An 18139-nucleotide genomic window follows, 5' to 3' on the forward strand; every position below is an offset into this window, starting at 1 on the left:
ATGCAGGGTGAGTTTGATGGACAAAAAAAGAGGCCTGGTAGACCAGACCTCTTTGCAGCAGGGAGATGACGAAAGGGGATTTCAAATTACTTGGCGTGTTTAGCGCCTTTCTTGTTCTTCATTGGGTCGCCTTCGTAACCTAAGGCTTGCCAATCTAAACGTGTGCCCTTGTTGTGGCAGTCGTTACACTTGAGCGCCTGGTCTTTTGGCGAAACCATGTGGTTGATGCGCCACCACATCTCTGTTTCGGCAAAGCCATGCTCACCACTGTATTTGATGCCTTGCTGGGCCAGTGCCTGGTTAGCCTCCATGCCAAGCTTGGCGGCCTTATCCCAGTCGAACTCTTTCCAGTAACCACCCTTGCCATAGACCTTGGCGGTGACGAAGATGTTCTGTTTCTTGTCGTAGATCTGCTTGCCGCGATGCACCTTGAATGGGTAGATCTTGGCGGTCTTGTCTGTGATATCACCCAGTGGCGAAGTCAGCTTAGTGACCTTGGATGGATCCATCTTGTCACCCACCATGTAGGCATCGGCCTTGCCGTTGTACCAGGCGTACTCAGGCTTGACCATCTTGCCCCAGACGAAGCTGCCTTTCTTCTTCATGAAGGTGTGCTTGCCATATTCGTCCACGGTTTCCTCTTGATCGCTACCCGCGGTCGACCAGTCCCAGCTCATCTTGGTCGGCTCATTGCGGGCGAAGAATGGAATGTGACAGGTCTGACAGGCGACACTGGCCGTATGGGTGTTGAGGCGCTTGTTGGCGTGTGGCGCGCTATCGTGGCAGTTTTCACAGCCGATATCGTTCTCACCGCCTGGCGATACGCCCATGGCATTACCTGTGATCTGGTGTTGCTGCGTGGTGTGACAGGTCTGGCACTGGAAGTCATTGCCATCGCTGTCCATGTGCACGTCGGTGGCCTTGTCTGGATAGGCCATGGAGGAGTCGAGATCCCCATGCTTCACCGCGTCGCCGCCGCCACCGTAGAAGTGGCAAGAGCCACAGTTGTCACGTACTGGCATGCCGACATTTTGTGCTACACGTTCCAGATTGACCTTAGCCAGGGCCTCGCCGGCACCGGCAGGGTCTTTAACATAGGTACCTGTGGTGTCGTGGCACACCAGGCAGTCGACCTTGGTCATGTCGCTAAAGTCGAAGTTGTTGTCTTTCCAGCCGTAGCCGGCGTGACAGCTGGTACATCTAGGCTCGTTACCGGCGATAGAAGTACAGAAGTTGTTGATGGCGTTCTTCTTACCCCGTTTAACTGTGCGTCCGGGCAGCTTCTGCTCCAGTTCCCAGGTCCAGTGAGACGACTTCATAAAGTCTTTGGCGTGATCTTCATGGCATTCGATGCACTGCTCGGTCACTTGAGAGCCCTGGGTAAAGGGTCCCTGAATGGCTTCTTTGTGCGGGTTTTCGGCGATGGCATTGAGGCTGGCCAAGCCGAAGATCCCTGCAGCAAACATCGCCGTGAGAGAATGTGTGTGTTTCATTGTCTGTTCCCTACCCCCGGCCTAGGCCGGGGGAGATAGCTTAGTTAGAAGTTGACGACGAGTGAGGCATTGATGTCATAGGCGGTATCGACTACTGGCAACATAGAGAAGGCTGAGCCAGCGATCACATCATCCACTTTTTGTGGGGCGCCCACCGGAGTGCCACTGCCGGTATATTCGTAGTCGTAGTAGAGACCAGCCAGTTTGATGAACATTCTTGGGTTGATATCAAACATATAGTAGGCCTCGGCCACATGACCACGGGTAGCCAGCTTGCTGCCGATAGGATCGTCTTGTGCCTGAGTAAATGGGGTCCAGTACTTGGAGCCATAGTTATACTCGAGGCCGAATTTGCCGTATGGCGCGGGGATTTGAATGCCCACATAGATGCCATAGCCATCTTTAGTGTCATTGTCGTCGGCGGCGCTTGGCATCATGATGATCTCGCTACCGTCGGCATTAAGCTGGGCTTCAAATACTGCGTCGCTGAGCATGCCACCAAACATACCGGCATTACCGTTGCCTTCGGCGCGGGTCCAACCGAAAGAGGCGAAGGCTTTGAAGTCTTCATCGCTCTCGTAGGCGTAGCCGATGCCACCTAGGTACATGTCGCCGATCACGCCGCTAGGCTGTACTCGGGTCTGGAAGTTGAAGTTGCTGAACTTCTGCATGTCCTGATACATGGTGGGGGCAAAGATTCCCGCTAGCTGAGTTGGGAAGGCCATGGTGCCCTTGAAGCCATCGTTGATATCTTTGGCGCCAAACAGGGTGAATTGTAGGAAGTGGTTGCCGTCGTTGATGGCATCTATGTTAAAGCCGCCCAGGTGGGTGTCTTTGGTGACGATATCGCCAAACATCTCACCATTGCCCCACTGTGACTCGAAGCCCTGGCCATAACAGAAACGCACTACCTGACCTTCGATGCCGGTGATCTCACCCAGCTTGTAACCCAGAGTTAGACCATCGAAGTTGAAGTTAACCAGGTGGCCAGATGGTGTACCGCCGCGTTTCTCGTTTTCACGATATTGGGTTGGTGGGCCATAGGTAGATGGACGACGACCGATAGAGAGGTAGGTGTTGCTGCCACCTATGTTCTTCCAGTCGAAGTAGGCGCGTTCGACCCTGAGCCAGTCGCCGCTGGTGTTACCACTGTTGGTGCCGTCCATGGTGAAGGAGCGCCATGAGTCGAACACCTGCACGCCGGTAGAGTCACCCCAGTTTTTATACATGCTGAGACGGCCGGCGAAGCTGACGTTATCCCACACCTTGGCCTTAAGGTTGAGTCTGAGACGCGTGGTGTAGAAGATGTCGTTGTTGATATCTTGGGTGGTCTTGGGAGCCAGCACGTAAGGCATCACGCCTTGTAGCATGCCGCTCTGGAAGGCGGCGGCAAGATCTGGGTTGGCCGCCATCATCTGTCCCAGCGGGGAGTTGGGATCGTTAGGCATACCAAAGGCACCAGACATGGCTTTAGCACCAAAATCGTTGAAGTCCACCTTGATTGCAGGGTTCCAGGTGACATTTTGGTAATGCAATGAATGGGCCTTGGTACGGAAATCGCCAGTGATCTCTAATCGGTCGAGAGCGGTGTGGCGCTCGTTCTTATCGACGCGGCTGTTGATAATGTCAATCTCTTCGGTGAGATCGGCAAGTTGTTGTTTAAGTTCGGCTATTTTTTGCGCATCGCTATCGGCGGCATAGACTGAGCCTGACATAGCCAGAGCGTTAGCGATCAATATAGACAGTAGAGTACGCATGTGAATCTCTCCTTAGGCGCTCATCGGGAGCGGTGAATGAGCGCTTCGATTACAAAAGCTGTGGTTAACCGCAAGTCTGTGGCTGATCTGAGTCGGCCGCGTGGTCGTATAAGAATTGCTGGATATCCAGGCGTTCTTTGTCGGAGAGCTTTTTAAATACGTCTGGTTGGGCGCTGTGCATGTCGCGCTTGAAGAAGCGATCCCACTGGCTCATGGTCTTGCTCATGGGGGTGAGTTCACCGGCGGCATCGCCCTTGCTGTGGCAGGCTTTGCACTCTTTTTTATAAAGGTGTTTCCCTTTCTTAGGGTTACCACCGTCGACGGCGTAGACTTGTCCGCCTACGGTGAGGGCGAGGAGTAAGCATGTAGCTATTTTGGCAACGTTTTTCATCATCATTTTCCTTAATCGCTACTCTGAGCGATTTATTAACCTGAAACAAAATGCTTGTTTCTTGTTGGAAAATTTACCAAAAGGGGGTAGTTGTAAATTTGATGTTGATCACTTCTATGAAAAAAATCTAATTGATAAAAATTTCATGAATAAAAATCTAATGAATATTGTGTAATGCAATGAAATTTAATGTTTTTTGTTTTTGGGCTTTTGCTTTCTTGTGATCTTGCTCTCGAATAAAAAGTACCCGGTTAGATCACACTTTGTTATTTCAGCTCTCTCTAAATAGGTATTTTCGCTTGTTTTTGTATTGCAAATGGGCCTGTTTTGACGGGCTGGGCGGTTAACCGAATCGGCAGGTTTCATTCTGGGTGAGAAGGAGTGGCAAAATAATTTAAAAAAAAGTGTTTGATCGACCTGTTTCGAGAGCACTTTTTAGCCGTCTTAGTCTATCTTTAAAGACGACTCGGGTAGATTCCCGAGCGAAAACAAAAATAATGAACGGGGTGAATGAGATGAAATACCTTAGCTTGGTCATCGCAGTGTTATTGTCTGCTAGTGCCTCACTGGCATCTGCCGCCTCTCTCTACAACGAGGCCCGTAGTGATGCCATGGGCGGAACTGGGGTCGCGGCTTCTAACCGCGAAGGTGCCGCCTTTATCAACCCCGCCCTGTTAGCCATTCATGCCCCCAAATATTCCGGCGGCGCCGTGATGTTGCCCGTGCTGGGCGCCGAGGCCGCCAATATCGATAATCTGACCGACAAGTTCGACGCCTTGCAGGCTTCCTATGACGGTCTGGAGGCGGCCATCAATGCCAGCGACGTCACTGGGATCACCAATTACCGCGACATGTTGGTCGCCGATCTCAAGTCTCTCGATGGTGAGAATGCCTATGGCAGCGTGGGGCTGGGTTTTTCAGTGGTCCTGCCCACCAAGCGCATGCCTATGTCGATCTTTTACAAGACCTATATCGATGCGGTGAGCGTGGCGGTGATCGAGGACAGCGACATAGACGCCCTGACTAATCTCGACCCTAACAATCCGCCTGCAGTTACCGATCTGGATTCGCAGGGGGCCGTGGTTGCCGGTGCCATCTCAGATCTTGGGGTGGCCCTCAGCTTCCCGTTGTCGATCGTCAATATGCCGGTCGCCGTCGGTATCTCGCCTAAGCTGCAGCGTATCGACACCTATAACTATGTGGTCAGTGCCAACAACTTCGACGCCGATGATTTCGACGACAACAAGTACCGCAACGACGATACCGTGGCAAACCTGGATATCGGCGTGGCGATTCAGCCACTCGATCGTATGACCATAGGCCTGTCGGGACGTAACCTGGTGAGCCAGAAACTGGACACCGTCGAGGCGATGGGACGCAAGTTTACCTACCGTGTCGAGGCCCTCTATACCTTAGGTGTGGCCTATGATTGGGATAACTTCAGCCTGACCACGGATGTGGATCTCAATGGTCATAAGCGTTTCGATGAGATAGGCGAGACCCAGTATTGGCGTCTGGGCGGCGAGATGAGGGCGACCGATTGGCTGGCCCTGCGTGTCGGCTATCGCCACGACATGAAAGATACCAGTAGCAACCTCTATACCCTGGGCACAGGCTTTACCATAGGCCGCTCCTTTAATCTGGATCTCACCGGCCTGGTGGGCACAGATGACGCCGTGGGCGGGGTGATTCAGACTTCCTATCATTTCTAGGGATAGGTTTTTTAGAAACAAGAAGGCCGGCTATGATGCCGGCCTTCTCTTTATCCTAGAGGAGTTACAGCAGGGTGCTTAAGGACTTAGCGGCCAGCAGGATGGCGCTCAGGCTACAGAGTATCAGCGTCATGATACGGGTCTTGTTCTTGTCTATGCGCCCCACCAGGCGATTGGCCATCAGGTAACCCAGCAGCACAGAGGGGAGCAGCAGCGCCGAGCAGTAAAAGTGATGTAGGGTCAGCAGACCCGTGAGCCCCAGAATCACTATGGCGATAGTGGAGCTGAAGATGAAGAAGGCCGACAGGGCCGCGCGAAACTGCTTGGCATCCTTACCCGAGAGCAGTATGGCCAGCGGCGGTCCGCCGATAGCGGCGATGTTGCCGAAGATCCCCGAGATCACCCCTGCGATAAACAGGTTGCGGCGGTTAACCACCAGGTTGAGCCGCATCAGGCTTAGCAGTACGGCGATGGCCACGATAATGGCGATAGTCATGCCGAGCACGTCCTGGGGAGCGACCATGAGCAGGCCGGCGCCGATCAGTCCGCCGGGGATGCGTCCCAGCAAGGCATATTGCAGGCCGTTGAATTCTAGGGCGCCACGCTCGCGGATCAGAGTCAGCAGGGCGATAGAGAATCCCATCAGGATCACGGGCGCTGGCACAAGTGACGGCTCGATAAGATAGAGTAGGGGCGCGGCGACGACCGCCATGCCGAAACCGATTAGGCTCTGGGTGAGGGCGCCGACGAAGACGATAAGCGAGGCTAGCGCCAGAATATGGGGATCGAGCGGAAGTGCAGGCACTGCAATGTTCCAGGCTAAGGTTGAAAACTAAAAGAGGGACCGCCTAGCGATCCCTCTATCGATTCGTGTGTGAGTGGATTACTCCATCTCTTCCCACTCTATGCCCATCTCGGTCATCAAACGTTTGACTTCGGCCGGGATGCTATCTGGCTTGTCTTTAGACAGGTCATCGTCTTGGGGTAGTGGCTGACCGGTGTAGGCGTGCAGGAAGGCCTCGCACAGCAGCTCGCTGTTAGTGGCGTGACGCAAGTTGTTGACCTGGCGCCGGGTGCGCTCGTCGGTTAACACCTTAAGCACCTTAAGAGGAATAGAGACAGTGATCTTCTTTACCTGCTCATTCTTCTTACCATGTTCAGCATAGGGGCTGATATAATCGCCATTCCACTCAGTCATTGACTCACCTGTAAATTCTAAAATTCGGTGCAGATTTTAAACCCTTACAAATTACAGTCAAATTATTGCCTCGAATTTTTGGCAAATGCAAATAGATTTCTAAATGTTTGGACGTCTAAACGTCCAAAAGTTGTTGACGCTCACTACCGGCTTAGGTACATTTAGACGTCCAGACATCTCTTTTGTCCGAGGTGCCTGCCCAGATCCATATTGAGGAGTTGAAGATGACAGCGCGTAAACTAGCCACCGCCGCCGTACGACGAGGCATAGAGTCAGACACTCAGCACGGTGCCGTGGTGCCGCCTATCTATCTGTCGACAAATTACTCGTTTGAAGGGCATCAACAGCCGCGGGCGTTCGATTACAGCCGTTCCGGCAACCCGACCCGCTCCATTCTCGGCGATGCGATTGCCGAACTGGAACAAGGGGCGACCGGCGTGGTGACCTGTACCGGCATGGCCGCCATCACCCTGGTGACCAGCCTGCTAGGCCCAGAAGATCTGCTGGTGGTGCCTCACGATTGCTATGGCGGCAGCTATCGCCTATTCACCAACCTGGCCAAGAAGGGCGCCTTCAAGCTCTTGGTGGTGGATCAAACCGACGATGCCGCGTTGCAGCAGGCGCTGACCCAGTCACCCAAGATGGTGTGGCTTGAGACCCCCTCTAACCCGCTGCTGCGAGTCGTCGATATCGAGGCCATCGCCCAGGCGAGCCACAAGGTGGGTGCTCAGGTGGTGGTGGACAACACCTTCCTTTCTCCCGTTTTACAACAGCCACTGTTGCTGGGGGCCGATATCGTGGTGCACTCGACCACCAAATATATCAATGGTCACAGTGATGTGGTGGGCGGCGCCGTGGTGGCCAAAGACCCTGAGGTGGGCGAGCTGCTGCACTGGTGGTCAAATACCCTAGGTTTGACCGGGTCGGCCTTCGACAGCTACCTGACCCTGAGGGGGCTGAGAACCCTGGCGGTGCGCATTCGTGAACACCAAGCCAACGCTCAGAAGGTATTGGCACTGCTTTGTGACCACAAGGCGGTGGAAAAAGTGTATTATCCGGGGCTTGCCGAGCATCCAGGCCATGAAATTGCGGCCAGACAGCAGAAGGGCTTCGGCGCTATGCTGAGTTTTGAGCTAAAAGGTGGCGAATCGGCACTCGTTGCCTTTTTAGATGCGTTACAATACTTCTCGGTAGCCGAGAGTCTGGGAGGCGTAGAGAGTCTGGTGGCGGTTCCCGCGACCATGACCCACAGAGCCATGGACCCAGAGGCGCGCCGTGAGGCGGGCGTGAAAGATACCCTGATCCGTTTGTCAGTGGGCATAGAAGATGGCGAGGATCTGGTGGCAGATATTCTTGCGGGTTTAGAAGCGGCTATCGCGGTAAGTAGTTAAAGGGTTTGAGGAGCAGATAATGACACGATGTCATTTGCATAAGTTTGGTGGTTCTAGTTTAGCGGATGCAGATTGTTACCGCCGCGTCGCCCACATTTTACTGACCCATGGCCACAGCGATGATCTTATCGTGGTGTCGGCCGCGGGCAAGAGTACCAATTTCCTATATCGCCTGCTGGAGCTGTGCGACACAGATCAGCTGTGGCAGGAAGAGTTACAGGTGCTGGTGAGTTACCAGCAGAACCTGATCGAGCAGCTGCTCTCCAACGAGCAGGCCCGTAGCCTGAGAGAGCGACTGGCCACCGACAAGTCGCAGCTGACCAGCCTGTTGTCGCTCGATGAGCTAAACGATTATCAACGCAACCAGGTAGTAAGTTTCGGCGAGCGCTGGTCTTCTCGTCTGCTGGCGGCGCTGCTGCGCGAGTCTGGCGTGGCGGCGACCGATGTCGATGCCCGCACCCTACTGGTCGCCGATGAAGGCGCCGTGCCGCAGATCCGCCTTGGCGAGTCACGCCAGAAGGTGCAGGCGCTGCTCGAGGCTCATCCCCAGGAGCGTCTGGTGATCACCGGCTTTATCTGCGCCAACGAGCAGGGCGACACCCTACTGCTGGGCCGTAACGGCTCAGATTTTAGCGCCACTTTACTGGCCAGTTTGGCGGATATCGAACGTGTCACCATCTGGACAGATGTGGAAGGCGTATTTAACGCCGATCCTAACCGAATTAACGATGCCAAGCTGCTCAAGAGCATGTCGCTCACCGAGGCGAACCGTCTGGCGCACCTTGGCTCTCCTGTGCTGCATAACCGCACTTTGCAGCCACTGTTCGACACCGAAGTGAGCCTGGCGGTGCGTTCAAGCTATGCGCCCCATACAGATTTTACCCTGATCGCCCCTAAGAGCTCGTCGGCCAGTGCCCCAGTGGTGACCAGCCTCTCCAGCGTCAGTCTGTTTAGCCTGACCATAGGGGTTGAGCTGCCGCAGTTGCTGGCCTGTTTTGCCCAGGCTGGCCTGACGCCACTGGCCTATTGGTCGTTGGCCCACGGCCGCGCCGAGCTGGCCTTTACCCATGAAAATCAGAAGCAGGCCCAGGCCATCTTCGAGGCCAAGCGCAGCGAGCTGGGAATCGATGAGTTACAGCTGCGCGACGATCTCGGCCTGGTGGCCCTGGTAAGCGCCGATGCCAGCCTCTATCGCCGCGGTTTCTCGCGTCTGCTGAGCCGTGAGGCCCATCCTCTGTGTAACGATGGCTTGAGTCTGGTGACTCTGGTGCCTAAGGCGCAGGTAAACCTGTTGACCCAGAAGGTGCACAGACGCTGCGCCGGTCCGCGCAAGCGTATCGGTGTCTTGCTGCTGGGCATAGGCAACATAGGCGAAGCTTGGATCGATCTCTTCAAGCGTGCCCGCCCCGTGCTCAATAAAGAGCTTGAAGTCAGCGTCGAGCTGGTGGGACTCTTGAGTTCCAAGAAAGCGCTGCTGAGCGAGACAGATATTGACTTAAGCAGCTGGCAACAGGCCTTCGAGGAGCGTGGTACTGGCTGGCAGTACACCCATCTGTTCGAGCAGTTACAGGCGTTAAATTGCGATGAGTTGATCGCCCTGGATATCAGTGCCAGCGCCGATCTCACCCTGCAATATCCAGAGTTTTTTGCCCGGGGCATTCATATCGTCAGCGCCAACAAGCTGGCGGGTTCTGGGCCGCTGGCCTTCTATCAGGAGCTGAAACAGCAGCTGGGCAATCGTCGTCTGTTTTGGCGTTATAACGCCAGCTGTGGTGCGGGTCTGCCGGTGCAACATGCGCTGAACGATCTGCATAACAGCGGCGATAGCATAGAGGCGGTCGGCGGCATCTTCTCTGGCACCCTGTGCTGGCTGTTCGAGCACTATGACGCCAAGAAACCCTTCTCCGAGCTGGTGCTGGAGGCTAAGGGGCTGGGCATTACCGAGCCAGATCCCCGCGACGACCTCTCCGGCCGGGACATGCAGCGCAAGTTGCTGATCTTGGCCCGTGAGATAGGTTACGACATTGAGCTGGACGATATCGAGCTGGAGTCTCTGGTGCCGACTACGCTGGCCGAGATCCCGTTGGATGATTTCATCAAACGTATGGCCGAGCTCGATGGCGAGATGTTGCAGCAGTATCAGGCTGCTGCCGAGCAGAACAAGGTGCTCAGGTATGTGGCGTCATTGGATTCAGACCAGGGCCAGCTCAAGGCCAAGGTGGGGATCCAGTGGGTCGATAGGAGCCACCCGTATGCCAATCTGACGCCGGGCGATAATGTCTTCGTGATCCGCAGCGATTTCTATCAGGACAATCCGCTGATCATACGTGGTCCGGGTGCCGGGCGCGAGGTGACGGCTGCCGCGGTGCAGTCGGATCTGGCGCAGATCTGCCGGGATCTCCTGCAAGAGTGATTCAAAGGGTCGATGCGTGCATCGGCCTTTTTTATAGCTTTTTCTCTTCTTCTTTATATCTCTCTTTCAGTGTATTTCGCCGGATGAATTGGTGAGATAGGCCTGCCTGTGTCTGCCGTTTCACTTTCGGACTATCTTATAAACAGATTGTTTTTTAATGAGGCAATTTTTGGGCTTGACATCACTCTGAGTTTCTCTAGTATATGGACATATAGACGTCCAAACGTCTAAAATATTTTTTGCTCTAGGTCTGAGGGAATTAAGATGGCTTTTCATCACGCACAACACGCCAATTCATTGAATCAAAGCTTGTCTGAGCTTAATGGTGATATCAATGTGTCATTTGAGTTTTTCCCGCCGGCCACCCCCGAGATGGAAACCATTCTGTGGAACTCCATCAGACGCCTGGAGCCGCTTAAGCCTAAGTTTGTCTCGGTAACCTATGGTGCTAATTCTGGCGTGCGCGATCGTACCCATGGGGTGATCGAACGTATTCAGAAGGAGACAGATCTGGTGGCGGCGCCCCATCTGACCCTGGTCGATGCCAGCGATGAAGAGCTGGTCGAGCTGGCGAAGCATTACTGGAACTCGGGTATACGCGACATCGTTGCGCTTCGTGGCGATCTGCCCGCGGGCAGCCCTAAGCCGACCCGTTTTGCCAACGACCTGGTGCGCCTACTCAAATCTGTGGCCGACTTCGATATCTCGGTGGCGGCCTATCCTGAGGTGCACCCGGATGCGCCCAATGCCCAGGCGGATCTGATCAACCTCAAGAAGAAGATAGATGCGGGGGCCAACCGCGCCATCACCCAGTTCTTCTTCGATGTGGAGTCTTACCTGAGATTCAGAGACCGCTGCGTGGCCGCCGGAATCGACGTGGAGATAGTGCCGGGCATTCTACCTGTGACCAACTTTACTCAGCTGAAACGCTTCGCCGGCATGACCAATGTGTCTATCCCGAGCTGGCTACATCGGCAGTTTGAGGGGTTAGATGATGATCCATCGACCCGCCAGATGGTCGGGGCCAACGTGGCCATCGACATGGTCAAGGTGTTGTCGCGAGAAGGGGTGAAAGACTTCCACTTCTATACCCTGAACCGCGCTGAATTAACCTATGCCATCTGCCATACCCTTGGTGTAAGACCCGGTAAATAGCATTTCGTTTGCCAGAATAGACGTCTAGCCCCGCCTCGATTGGTGGGGCTTTTTTATTCCTATTATCAATAGTCCTAGTGTGGTTTTTCTTCTATGATTGACCACAGCCAATAAGGAGGTTGATATGTATAGAATGCTTATCGGAGTAACAGCGCTTTTCCTGAGTAGTCAGGCGATGGCCGCCAACGAGATGCCACCGGCCGCCGCCCTGTGTGGTAGTTGCCATGGCCCGACCGGGATGGGCATAGAGCCTATCGCGCCGCGTATCGCCGGACTCTCTTCAGAATATATTGCCAAGCAGATCCACCTGTTTCAGCAAGGCGACAGACAAAACCCCAGCATGACTCCCATGGCGATGACGGTGCAGGGAGAGGCCATCAATCAGGTGGCAGATTACTTTGCCGCTCAGCCAGTGCCAGCCTTTATCCCCGTGGTGCGTGGCAGCCAGACTAGCTACCAAAGCGTGGCGGAAACCTTGGTCTATCAAGGGGACTGGCAGCGCACCCTGCCGGCCTGTGTCTCTTGCCATGGCCCCTCGGGGATAGGCGGAGGCCAGTTCCCGCGTCTGGCGGGGCAGCAGGCCAGCTATCTCAAGACACAGCTGATGGCCTGGCAGTCGGGCACGCGTAAGGGCGATATCGATAACATGATGGGCAATATCGCCAGCAAGTTGAGCCAGGATGAGATAGCGGCCCTGGCCGACTATTTTGCCAAGTTGAAGTAGGGAGGCGGATATGAACAGGAATCTAATGACACTCAGTGGCCTACTCTTTTTTGCCCTTGGCAATAACGTACAGGCGGGTGACTTACCCGATAAGCAGGCGGAGCTGAAACTGGCGGCGCCAGCGCCGGATGCGGATTATCTTAAGATGCGCTCCCTTGCCACCATCCCCGAAGGTGCCTTCGGCGAAAAGGTACGCCTGGGCTATCAGCTATTCGTCAATACCCAACAGCTTAGGGGCCAATATGTGGGCAACGAGCTGAACTGCGTCAACTGCCACATGGATGCAGGGCGCAGGGCCAATGCCTCTCCCTTGTGGGCCGCCTATCTGGCCTATCCCGCCTATCGCAAGAAGAACGATAAGGTGAACAGCTATCAGGAGCGGATCCAGGGTTGTTTCACCTATTCGATGAATGGCAAGGCGCCCGAGTCGGGCAGCGAGCCCCTGGTGGCGCTGTCGGCCTACTCCTACTGGTTAGCCATGGGCGGCCTGATGGATAAGTACGGCGTGACAGGCGCCGTGCCCGAGCTGAGCGATGCCGATCTACTCAAAGGCGGCAAGCGGGAGGATTTTGTCTTGCCTGAGGCGATCGCCAAGGCCATGACAGTCGATGAGCGTGCCAAGCTGCCCGGCAGAGGCTTCCCCGCCATCCCTAAACCCGAACAGGCTTATTCGCCTGCGCGCGGCGAGCGGGTATATCGGGCCCACTGTCAGTCCTGCCACGGTGAAAACGGCGAAGGGCTAGCCATGGGCGGTGTCTATAGCCTGCCGCCACTGTGGGGGCCGAACAGCTTTAACTGGGGAGCGGGCATGCACAGGGTCAACACGGCGGCCAATTTTATCTATGAGAATATGCCTCTGGGTAAGAGTGTGCAGCTATCGCATCAGGAGGCCTGGGACGTGGCGGCCTTTGTGGTCTCCCATGAGCGACCACAGGATCCACGACTGGAAGGCGATAAGGTGATGGAGCTGAGCAAGCGCTACCATCAGCATCAAGGCTATTACGGTAAGAGCCTGGGTGAGGGGGCCGTGCTCGGTACTCAGTCCTACCCCATCAATCCGGCTAAGCAGTAAGCTTAAGCAATAAGCCTTAAGCTTGTCCCGTCCGAGACTGAGTGTTAACGTTAACGGCTAACACTCAGTCTTTATGGATTCTATGCGCACGAATGCCAGTCAGTGCCCCCTGTGTCACAAGCCCAATCAATGCGCCGTCGTGGCGGGGCGTGAGAATGCTACCTGTTGGTGTCATCATCAGACGTTTGCGGCCAAGGCGCAGTTGCCTCAATCCATAGCCCCAGATGTTTGTATCTGCCAGGCCTGCGCCGAGGCGCTTAGGCTGGAGGCCGAGTTAGGGGTTAAGCGAGTCGATTAATGGTCAATCAATTATTTAAGGATGAATATTTATGAAAAATAGCGCCATCATGCTTTTAGGCCTGCTTGTTCTCGCGGGATGTAGCAATTTAACGCTGACGACCAATATCTCACCCGAAGAAGCGTTAAAGACCTCCAAGGTGGAGGAGTATAGTATGGCCGAAATTGGCCGTTATAAGGCGGATTCTCTGGGAAAAGTGTCAACCTCTATGTGCCGTACCCGCTCTACTCAGCCGAAACCGACCGAGTCTTTATTGGTTGGCAACCTTAAATATAAGGCGCAGAAGTTGGGAGCTAACGGCATAGTCGTCATGGAGTGTGTCGATCATAAAATTAATAACGATTGTCCTGAGTTCTTGCGGTGTGATGCGCTGGCCTACCGCGTCGACTTCGACGCCCTGTAAAATAAAAAAGAGGCGAATTCGCCTCTTTTTTCATCTTATGCGCTATCGAGCGCTTGGGTAGTAGTTAGGGCCTTCGATTCTAAATGGAATGGTCTCTCTTCCCCAGTCAGACAGCAATACATCTCTAACACGTTCACTGTCACCCTCTGTGCTACATCCCCACATCTCGGCGCAGGTGCGTCCGGCGATGTTGGAGCCTGTACCCGACTCTGTATCTGGGCGGCTGTTATTGAGGCGGGCAATTTCGTCGTCGAAATAGCGGTTATAGTCGGGAGCCGTTACTGTTATGGTTTCCATTTCACCCACTGGGGCATTGCTGCCTGGTTTGGCGTCCTTGTCCGCGTCGACCATGGCATATAGCTTAGGTAGCGGCAGAGTCGTGGCCAGTTCTGATTTTTTCAGGTTAGCGGCAAAGACTTTAGCCGAGGCATTGTTCAATTCATAGGCTCGAGATAGCCATTTGTCGGCTTCGGTAAGGTCTTGCTTGACCAGAGTATCGTTGAGGTAAACCTTACCTAACACTAAGGCACTTGGAGAGAAGTTGACCTTCATGCTGCGCTCCAAGAGCGAGATAGCCTTATCGACATCTTGATAGTCGGTCTCTTGCAGGTACATGACTGCTGCCTTGTACTGTGCCGTCGTATTGCCAAACTTGGCGGCGCGTCTAAACCATTTCAGCGCCTTCTTGTTGTCTTTCTTGGTGCCGTAACCTGCATAGTAGAGTTCGCCCAGAGTTGCCATGGCGTCTGAGTGACCTCGCTTGGTCAAGATGGTATAGGCCTTAAAATATTCCTTACATTCTGCCGAATCACACTCAGGCAATCCCGAAGCGTAACTCGTTGAAGTTATAGCCCAAAAGGTCAAGCCGATTGAGAGTGTTTTGATTATCCTTTTCATTATATTGTCCTATTTTGGTGGTTGATGTGCTTCAACCCTCTATGCCTCAATCGGCTCAGAGTACATCTTGTTGAGGCTGATATTATCGAAAACATTATCGAAAACTGAGAGCTATCCTTCCCCAGTCAGACAGCAGGAAGTCACGAACACGCTCACTGTCTCCCTCCGTACTACATGCCCACAATTCGGCACAGGTTCTGCCTGCGATATTGGATCCTGTGCCTTTTTCCGTATCAGGGCGACTGTTGTTGAGACGGGCGATTTCGTCGTTGAAAAACTGGGTATAGTCAGGCGCAGTGACAGTGATGGTTTCCATCTCACCGACAGGTGCATTACTGCCAGGTTTATTGCTGGCTTGCGCATCCAGCAGGGCATAAAGCGTTGGCAGGGTGAGTGTTTGGCCTTGTTGGGACGCTTTAAGTTGCTTGGCAAATTTTTGCGCCTCTTGGTTGTTGAGCTCATAGGCCTTGGCTAGCCAGTGATCGGCTTCGGCAAGGTCTTGTTTAACGAGTTCGTTGCCAAGATAAATTTTACCCAATACGAAGGCGCTGGGAGAGAAACCGACTTTACTGCTGCGTTTGAGCAGTGTGATGCCTTTGTCTATATCTCTATCTTTTGAATCTTGAAGATACATGATCCCGGCCTTGTACTGGGCCGTGGTATTGCCAAACTTGGCGGCACGTCTAAACCACTTGAAAGCTTGCTCCATATCTTTCTCTGTGCCATAGCCGGCATAGTAGAGTTCGCCCAGGGTCGCCATGGCGTCCGAATGGCCTCGCTTGGTCAAGATGGTATAGGCCTTGAAATATTCCTGGCATTCAGCCGTGTCGCATTCGGGAAGCCCGGCAGCAAAGCCTTGGGAGGTAACCGCCAACAGGCTTAGTCCAACTGAGAGTGCTTTGAGTCTCTTCTTCATCATCTCGTCCTTTGATAGCGCTGACAAAACTCCAACTCTTAAAGCCTGAAAGAGGCTTTAAGTACCACTCGTTGAAATGGATTTACCTAACATTTAAGGCCAATGCGATAGTGCCCCAATCCGATAACTGTAGGTCTCTAATGCGTTCGCTGTCGCCCTTACTGCTGCATGCCCAGATATCTGAGCAGGTTCGTCCGGCGATGCTGGAGCCGGTTCCCTTTGCCGTGTCGGGACGACTCTGGTTAAGTTGAGCTATCTCCTCATCGAAATAGGCGGCATAGTCAGGGGCCTCAACCAGTATTATCTCCATCTCTTCCAAAGATGATTTACTGTCGGCCGCGACGGGCTTTTCGGCATCGACAAGTGCAAACAGTTTAGGCAGCGGGAGCTTGGCTGTATTGGGCGATTCTCTAAGGGTTTTGGCAAATTTCATTGCCTCTAAGTTGTTGAGCTTATAAGCGAGCGTCAGCCACCTGTCCGTTGCGGCAAGATCTCTTGGGATCAGTTTGTCTTGCAGGTAGATCTTGCCTAAGGCTAGCGCGCTTGGTGAAAACGTCGCTTTGGCGCTACGTTTTAGCAAAGCGATCCCTTTGTCGATATCTTGGTATGCAGAGGTTTGCAAGTACATGATCCCGGCTTTATATTGCGCTGTGGTGTGGCCAAACTTGGCGGCGCGTCTAAACCACTTAAAGGCCTTATCGAGATCTTTTTCCGTGCCATAGCCCGAGTAGTAGAGCTCGCCAAGCGTCGCCATTGCGCTCGAATGACCCCGTTTGGTCAAGATAGTATAGGCGTCAAAATAGGCCTCGCATTCTGCCGTTTTACAAGGGGCTAACTGAGTTGCATTGCAAAGAGGGGCTATCGCGACCAAAGCTGCTACGAACAAAAGCTTATTCACGATTCGCTGCATGCCGATATCCTTTAGTAAAATGTTAATAACTATTACTATCAGTAACTAATGGAGAGTGCCATAGTACTAAAGTGCTAATGTTTGGTGATCTCTTAGTCCTCTCCCGGCATGGCTAAGAGCGGGCTCGATTTAGGAATTTTTAATCTATTCAGAACAAGGTCAGATATTTAGCCTGTTGGCATTAAGTGGCTCAAGTTGTCTGGTAGGAAGGGCAGGATTGGCAAGGGGGAGTGATGGACAAGCTTGATGCGATCGTTATCGGTGCCGGTGTGGTTGGGCTCGCGGTGGCGGCTAGCTTGAGTCGGCGTTTTGGTAATGTGCTGATCATAGATCGCGCCGAGACAATAGGCACTGGCATCAGCAGTCGCAACAGTGAGGTGATCCACGCGGGGATCTACTACCCGACGGGGAGTCTCAAGGCGCAGCTTTGCGTTGAGGGTAAACAGCAGCTGTATGCCTATTGTCGTCGCCGGGGTGTCGCCGTGAATCCCCTGGGTAAGCTGATAGTGGCGACTCAGGCCGAGCAGGAGGCGCAGCTTGACGCCTTGCTGGTAAACGCTCGGGCCAATGGGGTCGATGATCTTGTCCCCCTTGGTCGCCGGCAACTGCTGACGCTCGAGCCGGCGCTCAAGGCATCTGCCGGGTTACTCTCTCCCTCTACCGGTATTGTCGACAGTCATGGCTTGATGTTGAGTCTGCTGGCTGAGGCGGAGGATCATGGTACGATATTCTGCCCCCATACCGAGTTTATCACCGCCCAGACCGATGCGAATGGCTTTAGGGTGGAGCTGATGCAGCAAGGGGAGCGGGTGAGTCTGGATACCATCTACCTGATCAACTGCGCCGGTCTATATGCCACAGAAGTGACGACGCGTATTGAGGGGCTGGCAGAGTCGCTCATTCCACAGCGTTATTGGTGCAAGGGACATTACTTCGCCTATCAGGGCAAGAGCCCGTTTTCGCATCTCATCTATCCCGTGCCCGAGCCTGGGCTGAAAGGCTTAGGGATCCACGCGACCTTAGATCTCGGCGGCCAGCTTAAGTTTGGCCCGGATACTCAATACATGGTACCTAACTCTCTGGAAGACTATCGGGTGCCAGAAGCGCTGCGCCAGCGTTTTCATCAGGCGATTTCGCGTTATTACCCAGGCATAGCAATCGAGCGGCTACAGACTGCCTACGCCGGGATCCGTCCTAAGTTACAGGGGCCCGATGACACCGAGGTGGCTGATTTTATGATTCAGGGGGAGGTGCAGCATGGCATACCAGGCTTGGTGAATCTGTTGGGAATCGAATCCCCCGGATTAACGGCGAGTCTGGCCATTGCCGAACAGGTCTCCCTGCAGTTAGGCACGCCATAAAAAAGGAGCCGATGGGCTCCTTTTATTGGGTTCACGCGCTTTTATTGC

At 53.9% G+C, this 18139-nt stretch carries 17 protein-coding genes; 9 read left to right on the top strand and 8 right to left on the bottom strand.

The window, feature by feature from the left end; genetic code table 11:
- Nucleotides 1-86: 86 nt before the first annotated feature.
- From K0H81_RS02660 to K0H81_RS02670, 3 genes are all read right to left on the bottom strand, one after another.
- The gene (locus K0H81_RS02660) at nt 87-1493 is read right to left on the bottom strand and encodes a tetrathionate reductase family octaheme c-type cytochrome (protein ID WP_186300546.1); all 1407 of its coding nucleotides are present in this window, start codon (nt 1491-1493) and stop codon (nt 87-89) included.
- A 44-nt stretch (nt 1494-1537) separates the two neighbouring features.
- Entirely contained in the window at nt 1538-3250 is a 1713-nt protein-coding gene (locus K0H81_RS02665; RefSeq protein ID WP_220059803.1) for a DUF3373 domain-containing protein, read from the bottom strand.
- A 64-nt stretch (nt 3251-3314) separates the two neighbouring features.
- Nucleotides 3315-3644, bottom strand: coding sequence for a c-type cytochrome (locus tag K0H81_RS02670; protein ID WP_220059804.1), 330 nt, complete (start codon nt 3642-3644; stop codon nt 3315-3317).
- 512 nt (nt 3645-4156) lie between these two features.
- On the opposite strand from K0H81_RS02670, the gene K0H81_RS02675 reads away from it, so the two are divergent.
- Nucleotides 4157-5353, top strand: a complete 1197-nt coding sequence (locus K0H81_RS02675; RefSeq protein ID WP_144199824.1) for a conjugal transfer protein TraF — start codon at nt 4157-4159, stop codon at nt 5351-5353.
- A gap of 64 nt (nt 5354-5417) precedes the next feature.
- On the opposite strand, the gene K0H81_RS02680 is transcribed toward K0H81_RS02675, so the two are convergent.
- Nucleotides 5418-6158: a sulfite exporter TauE/SafE family protein gene (locus K0H81_RS02680; RefSeq protein WP_220059805.1), complete on the bottom strand. Its 741-nt coding sequence runs from the start codon at nt 6156-6158 to the stop codon at nt 5418-5420.
- A 78-nt stretch (nt 6159-6236) separates the two neighbouring features.
- Complete coding sequence (gene metJ, locus K0H81_RS02685; RefSeq protein ID WP_011864325.1) at nt 6237-6551, bottom strand: met regulon transcriptional regulator MetJ; 315 nt, start codon at nt 6549-6551, stop codon at nt 6237-6239.
- A gap of 224 nt (nt 6552-6775) precedes the next feature.
- On the opposite strand from metJ, the gene metB reads away from it, so the two are divergent.
- The 7 genes from metB to K0H81_RS02720 all read left to right on the top strand — a co-directional run bounded on the left by metB (nt 6776) and on the right by K0H81_RS02720 (nt 14007).
- The gene (gene metB, locus K0H81_RS02690; protein WP_220059806.1) at nt 6776-7942 is read left to right on the top strand and encodes a cystathionine gamma-synthase; all 1167 of its coding nucleotides are present in this window, start codon (nt 6776-6778) and stop codon (nt 7940-7942) included.
- A 19-nt stretch (nt 7943-7961) separates the two neighbouring features.
- Nucleotides 7962-10355, top strand: a complete 2394-nt coding sequence (locus K0H81_RS02695) for a bifunctional aspartate kinase/homoserine dehydrogenase II (RefSeq protein ID WP_220059807.1) — start codon at nt 7962-7964, stop codon at nt 10353-10355.
- Between the two features lie 264 nt (nt 10356-10619).
- Nucleotides 10620-11510 carry a methylenetetrahydrofolate reductase gene (gene metF / locus K0H81_RS02700; RefSeq protein WP_144199816.1) on the top strand — a complete coding sequence of 297 codons (891 nt, stop codon included), beginning with the start codon at nt 10620-10622 and terminating at the stop codon, nt 11508-11510.
- A 133-nt stretch (nt 11511-11643) separates the two neighbouring features.
- Entirely contained in the window at nt 11644-12234 is a 591-nt protein-coding gene (locus K0H81_RS02705; RefSeq protein ID WP_258406439.1) for a c-type cytochrome, read from the top strand.
- Between the two features lie 25 nt (nt 12235-12259).
- Complete coding sequence (locus tag K0H81_RS02710) at nt 12260-13306, top strand: c-type cytochrome (RefSeq protein ID WP_220060777.1); 1047 nt, start codon at nt 12260-12262, stop codon at nt 13304-13306.
- Nucleotides 13307-13388: 82 nt separating this feature from the next.
- Complete coding sequence (locus K0H81_RS02715; RefSeq protein WP_258406368.1) at nt 13389-13604, top strand: cysteine-rich CWC family protein; 216 nt, start codon at nt 13389-13391, stop codon at nt 13602-13604.
- Between the two features lie 31 nt (nt 13605-13635).
- Nucleotides 13636-14007, top strand: coding sequence for a hypothetical protein (locus tag K0H81_RS02720; RefSeq protein ID WP_144199810.1), 372 nt, complete (start codon nt 13636-13638; stop codon nt 14005-14007).
- A gap of 42 nt (nt 14008-14049) precedes the next feature.
- Here the strand turns inward: K0H81_RS02720 and K0H81_RS02725 are convergent, their stop codons facing one another.
- The 3 genes from K0H81_RS02725 to K0H81_RS02735 all read right to left on the bottom strand — a co-directional run bounded on the left by K0H81_RS02725 (nt 14050) and on the right by K0H81_RS02735 (nt 16574).
- A complete protein-coding gene (locus tag K0H81_RS02725) occupies nt 14050-14829 on the bottom strand; it encodes a tetratricopeptide repeat protein (RefSeq protein WP_258406369.1) in 780 nt (259 codons plus the stop codon).
- Between the two features lie 169 nt (nt 14830-14998).
- The gene (locus tag K0H81_RS02730) at nt 14999-15820 is read right to left on the bottom strand and encodes a tetratricopeptide repeat protein (RefSeq protein WP_258406370.1); all 822 of its coding nucleotides are present in this window, start codon (nt 15818-15820) and stop codon (nt 14999-15001) included.
- Nucleotides 15821-15902: 82 nt separating this feature from the next.
- Nucleotides 15903-16574: a tetratricopeptide repeat protein gene (locus tag K0H81_RS02735; RefSeq protein ID WP_258406371.1), complete on the bottom strand. Its 672-nt coding sequence runs from the start codon at nt 16572-16574 to the stop codon at nt 15903-15905.
- Between the two features lie 389 nt (nt 16575-16963).
- On the opposite strand from K0H81_RS02735, the gene K0H81_RS02740 reads away from it, so the two are divergent.
- Nucleotides 16964-18091: an NAD(P)/FAD-dependent oxidoreductase gene (locus K0H81_RS02740; protein ID WP_220059812.1), complete on the top strand. Its 1128-nt coding sequence runs from the start codon at nt 16964-16966 to the stop codon at nt 18089-18091.
- The last annotated feature ends 48 nt before the right edge of the window (nt 18092-18139 follow it).

This window comes from Shewanella halotolerans (assembly GCF_019457535.1).
Taxonomy (GTDB): Bacteria; Pseudomonadota; Gammaproteobacteria; order Enterobacterales; family Shewanellaceae; genus Shewanella; species Shewanella halotolerans.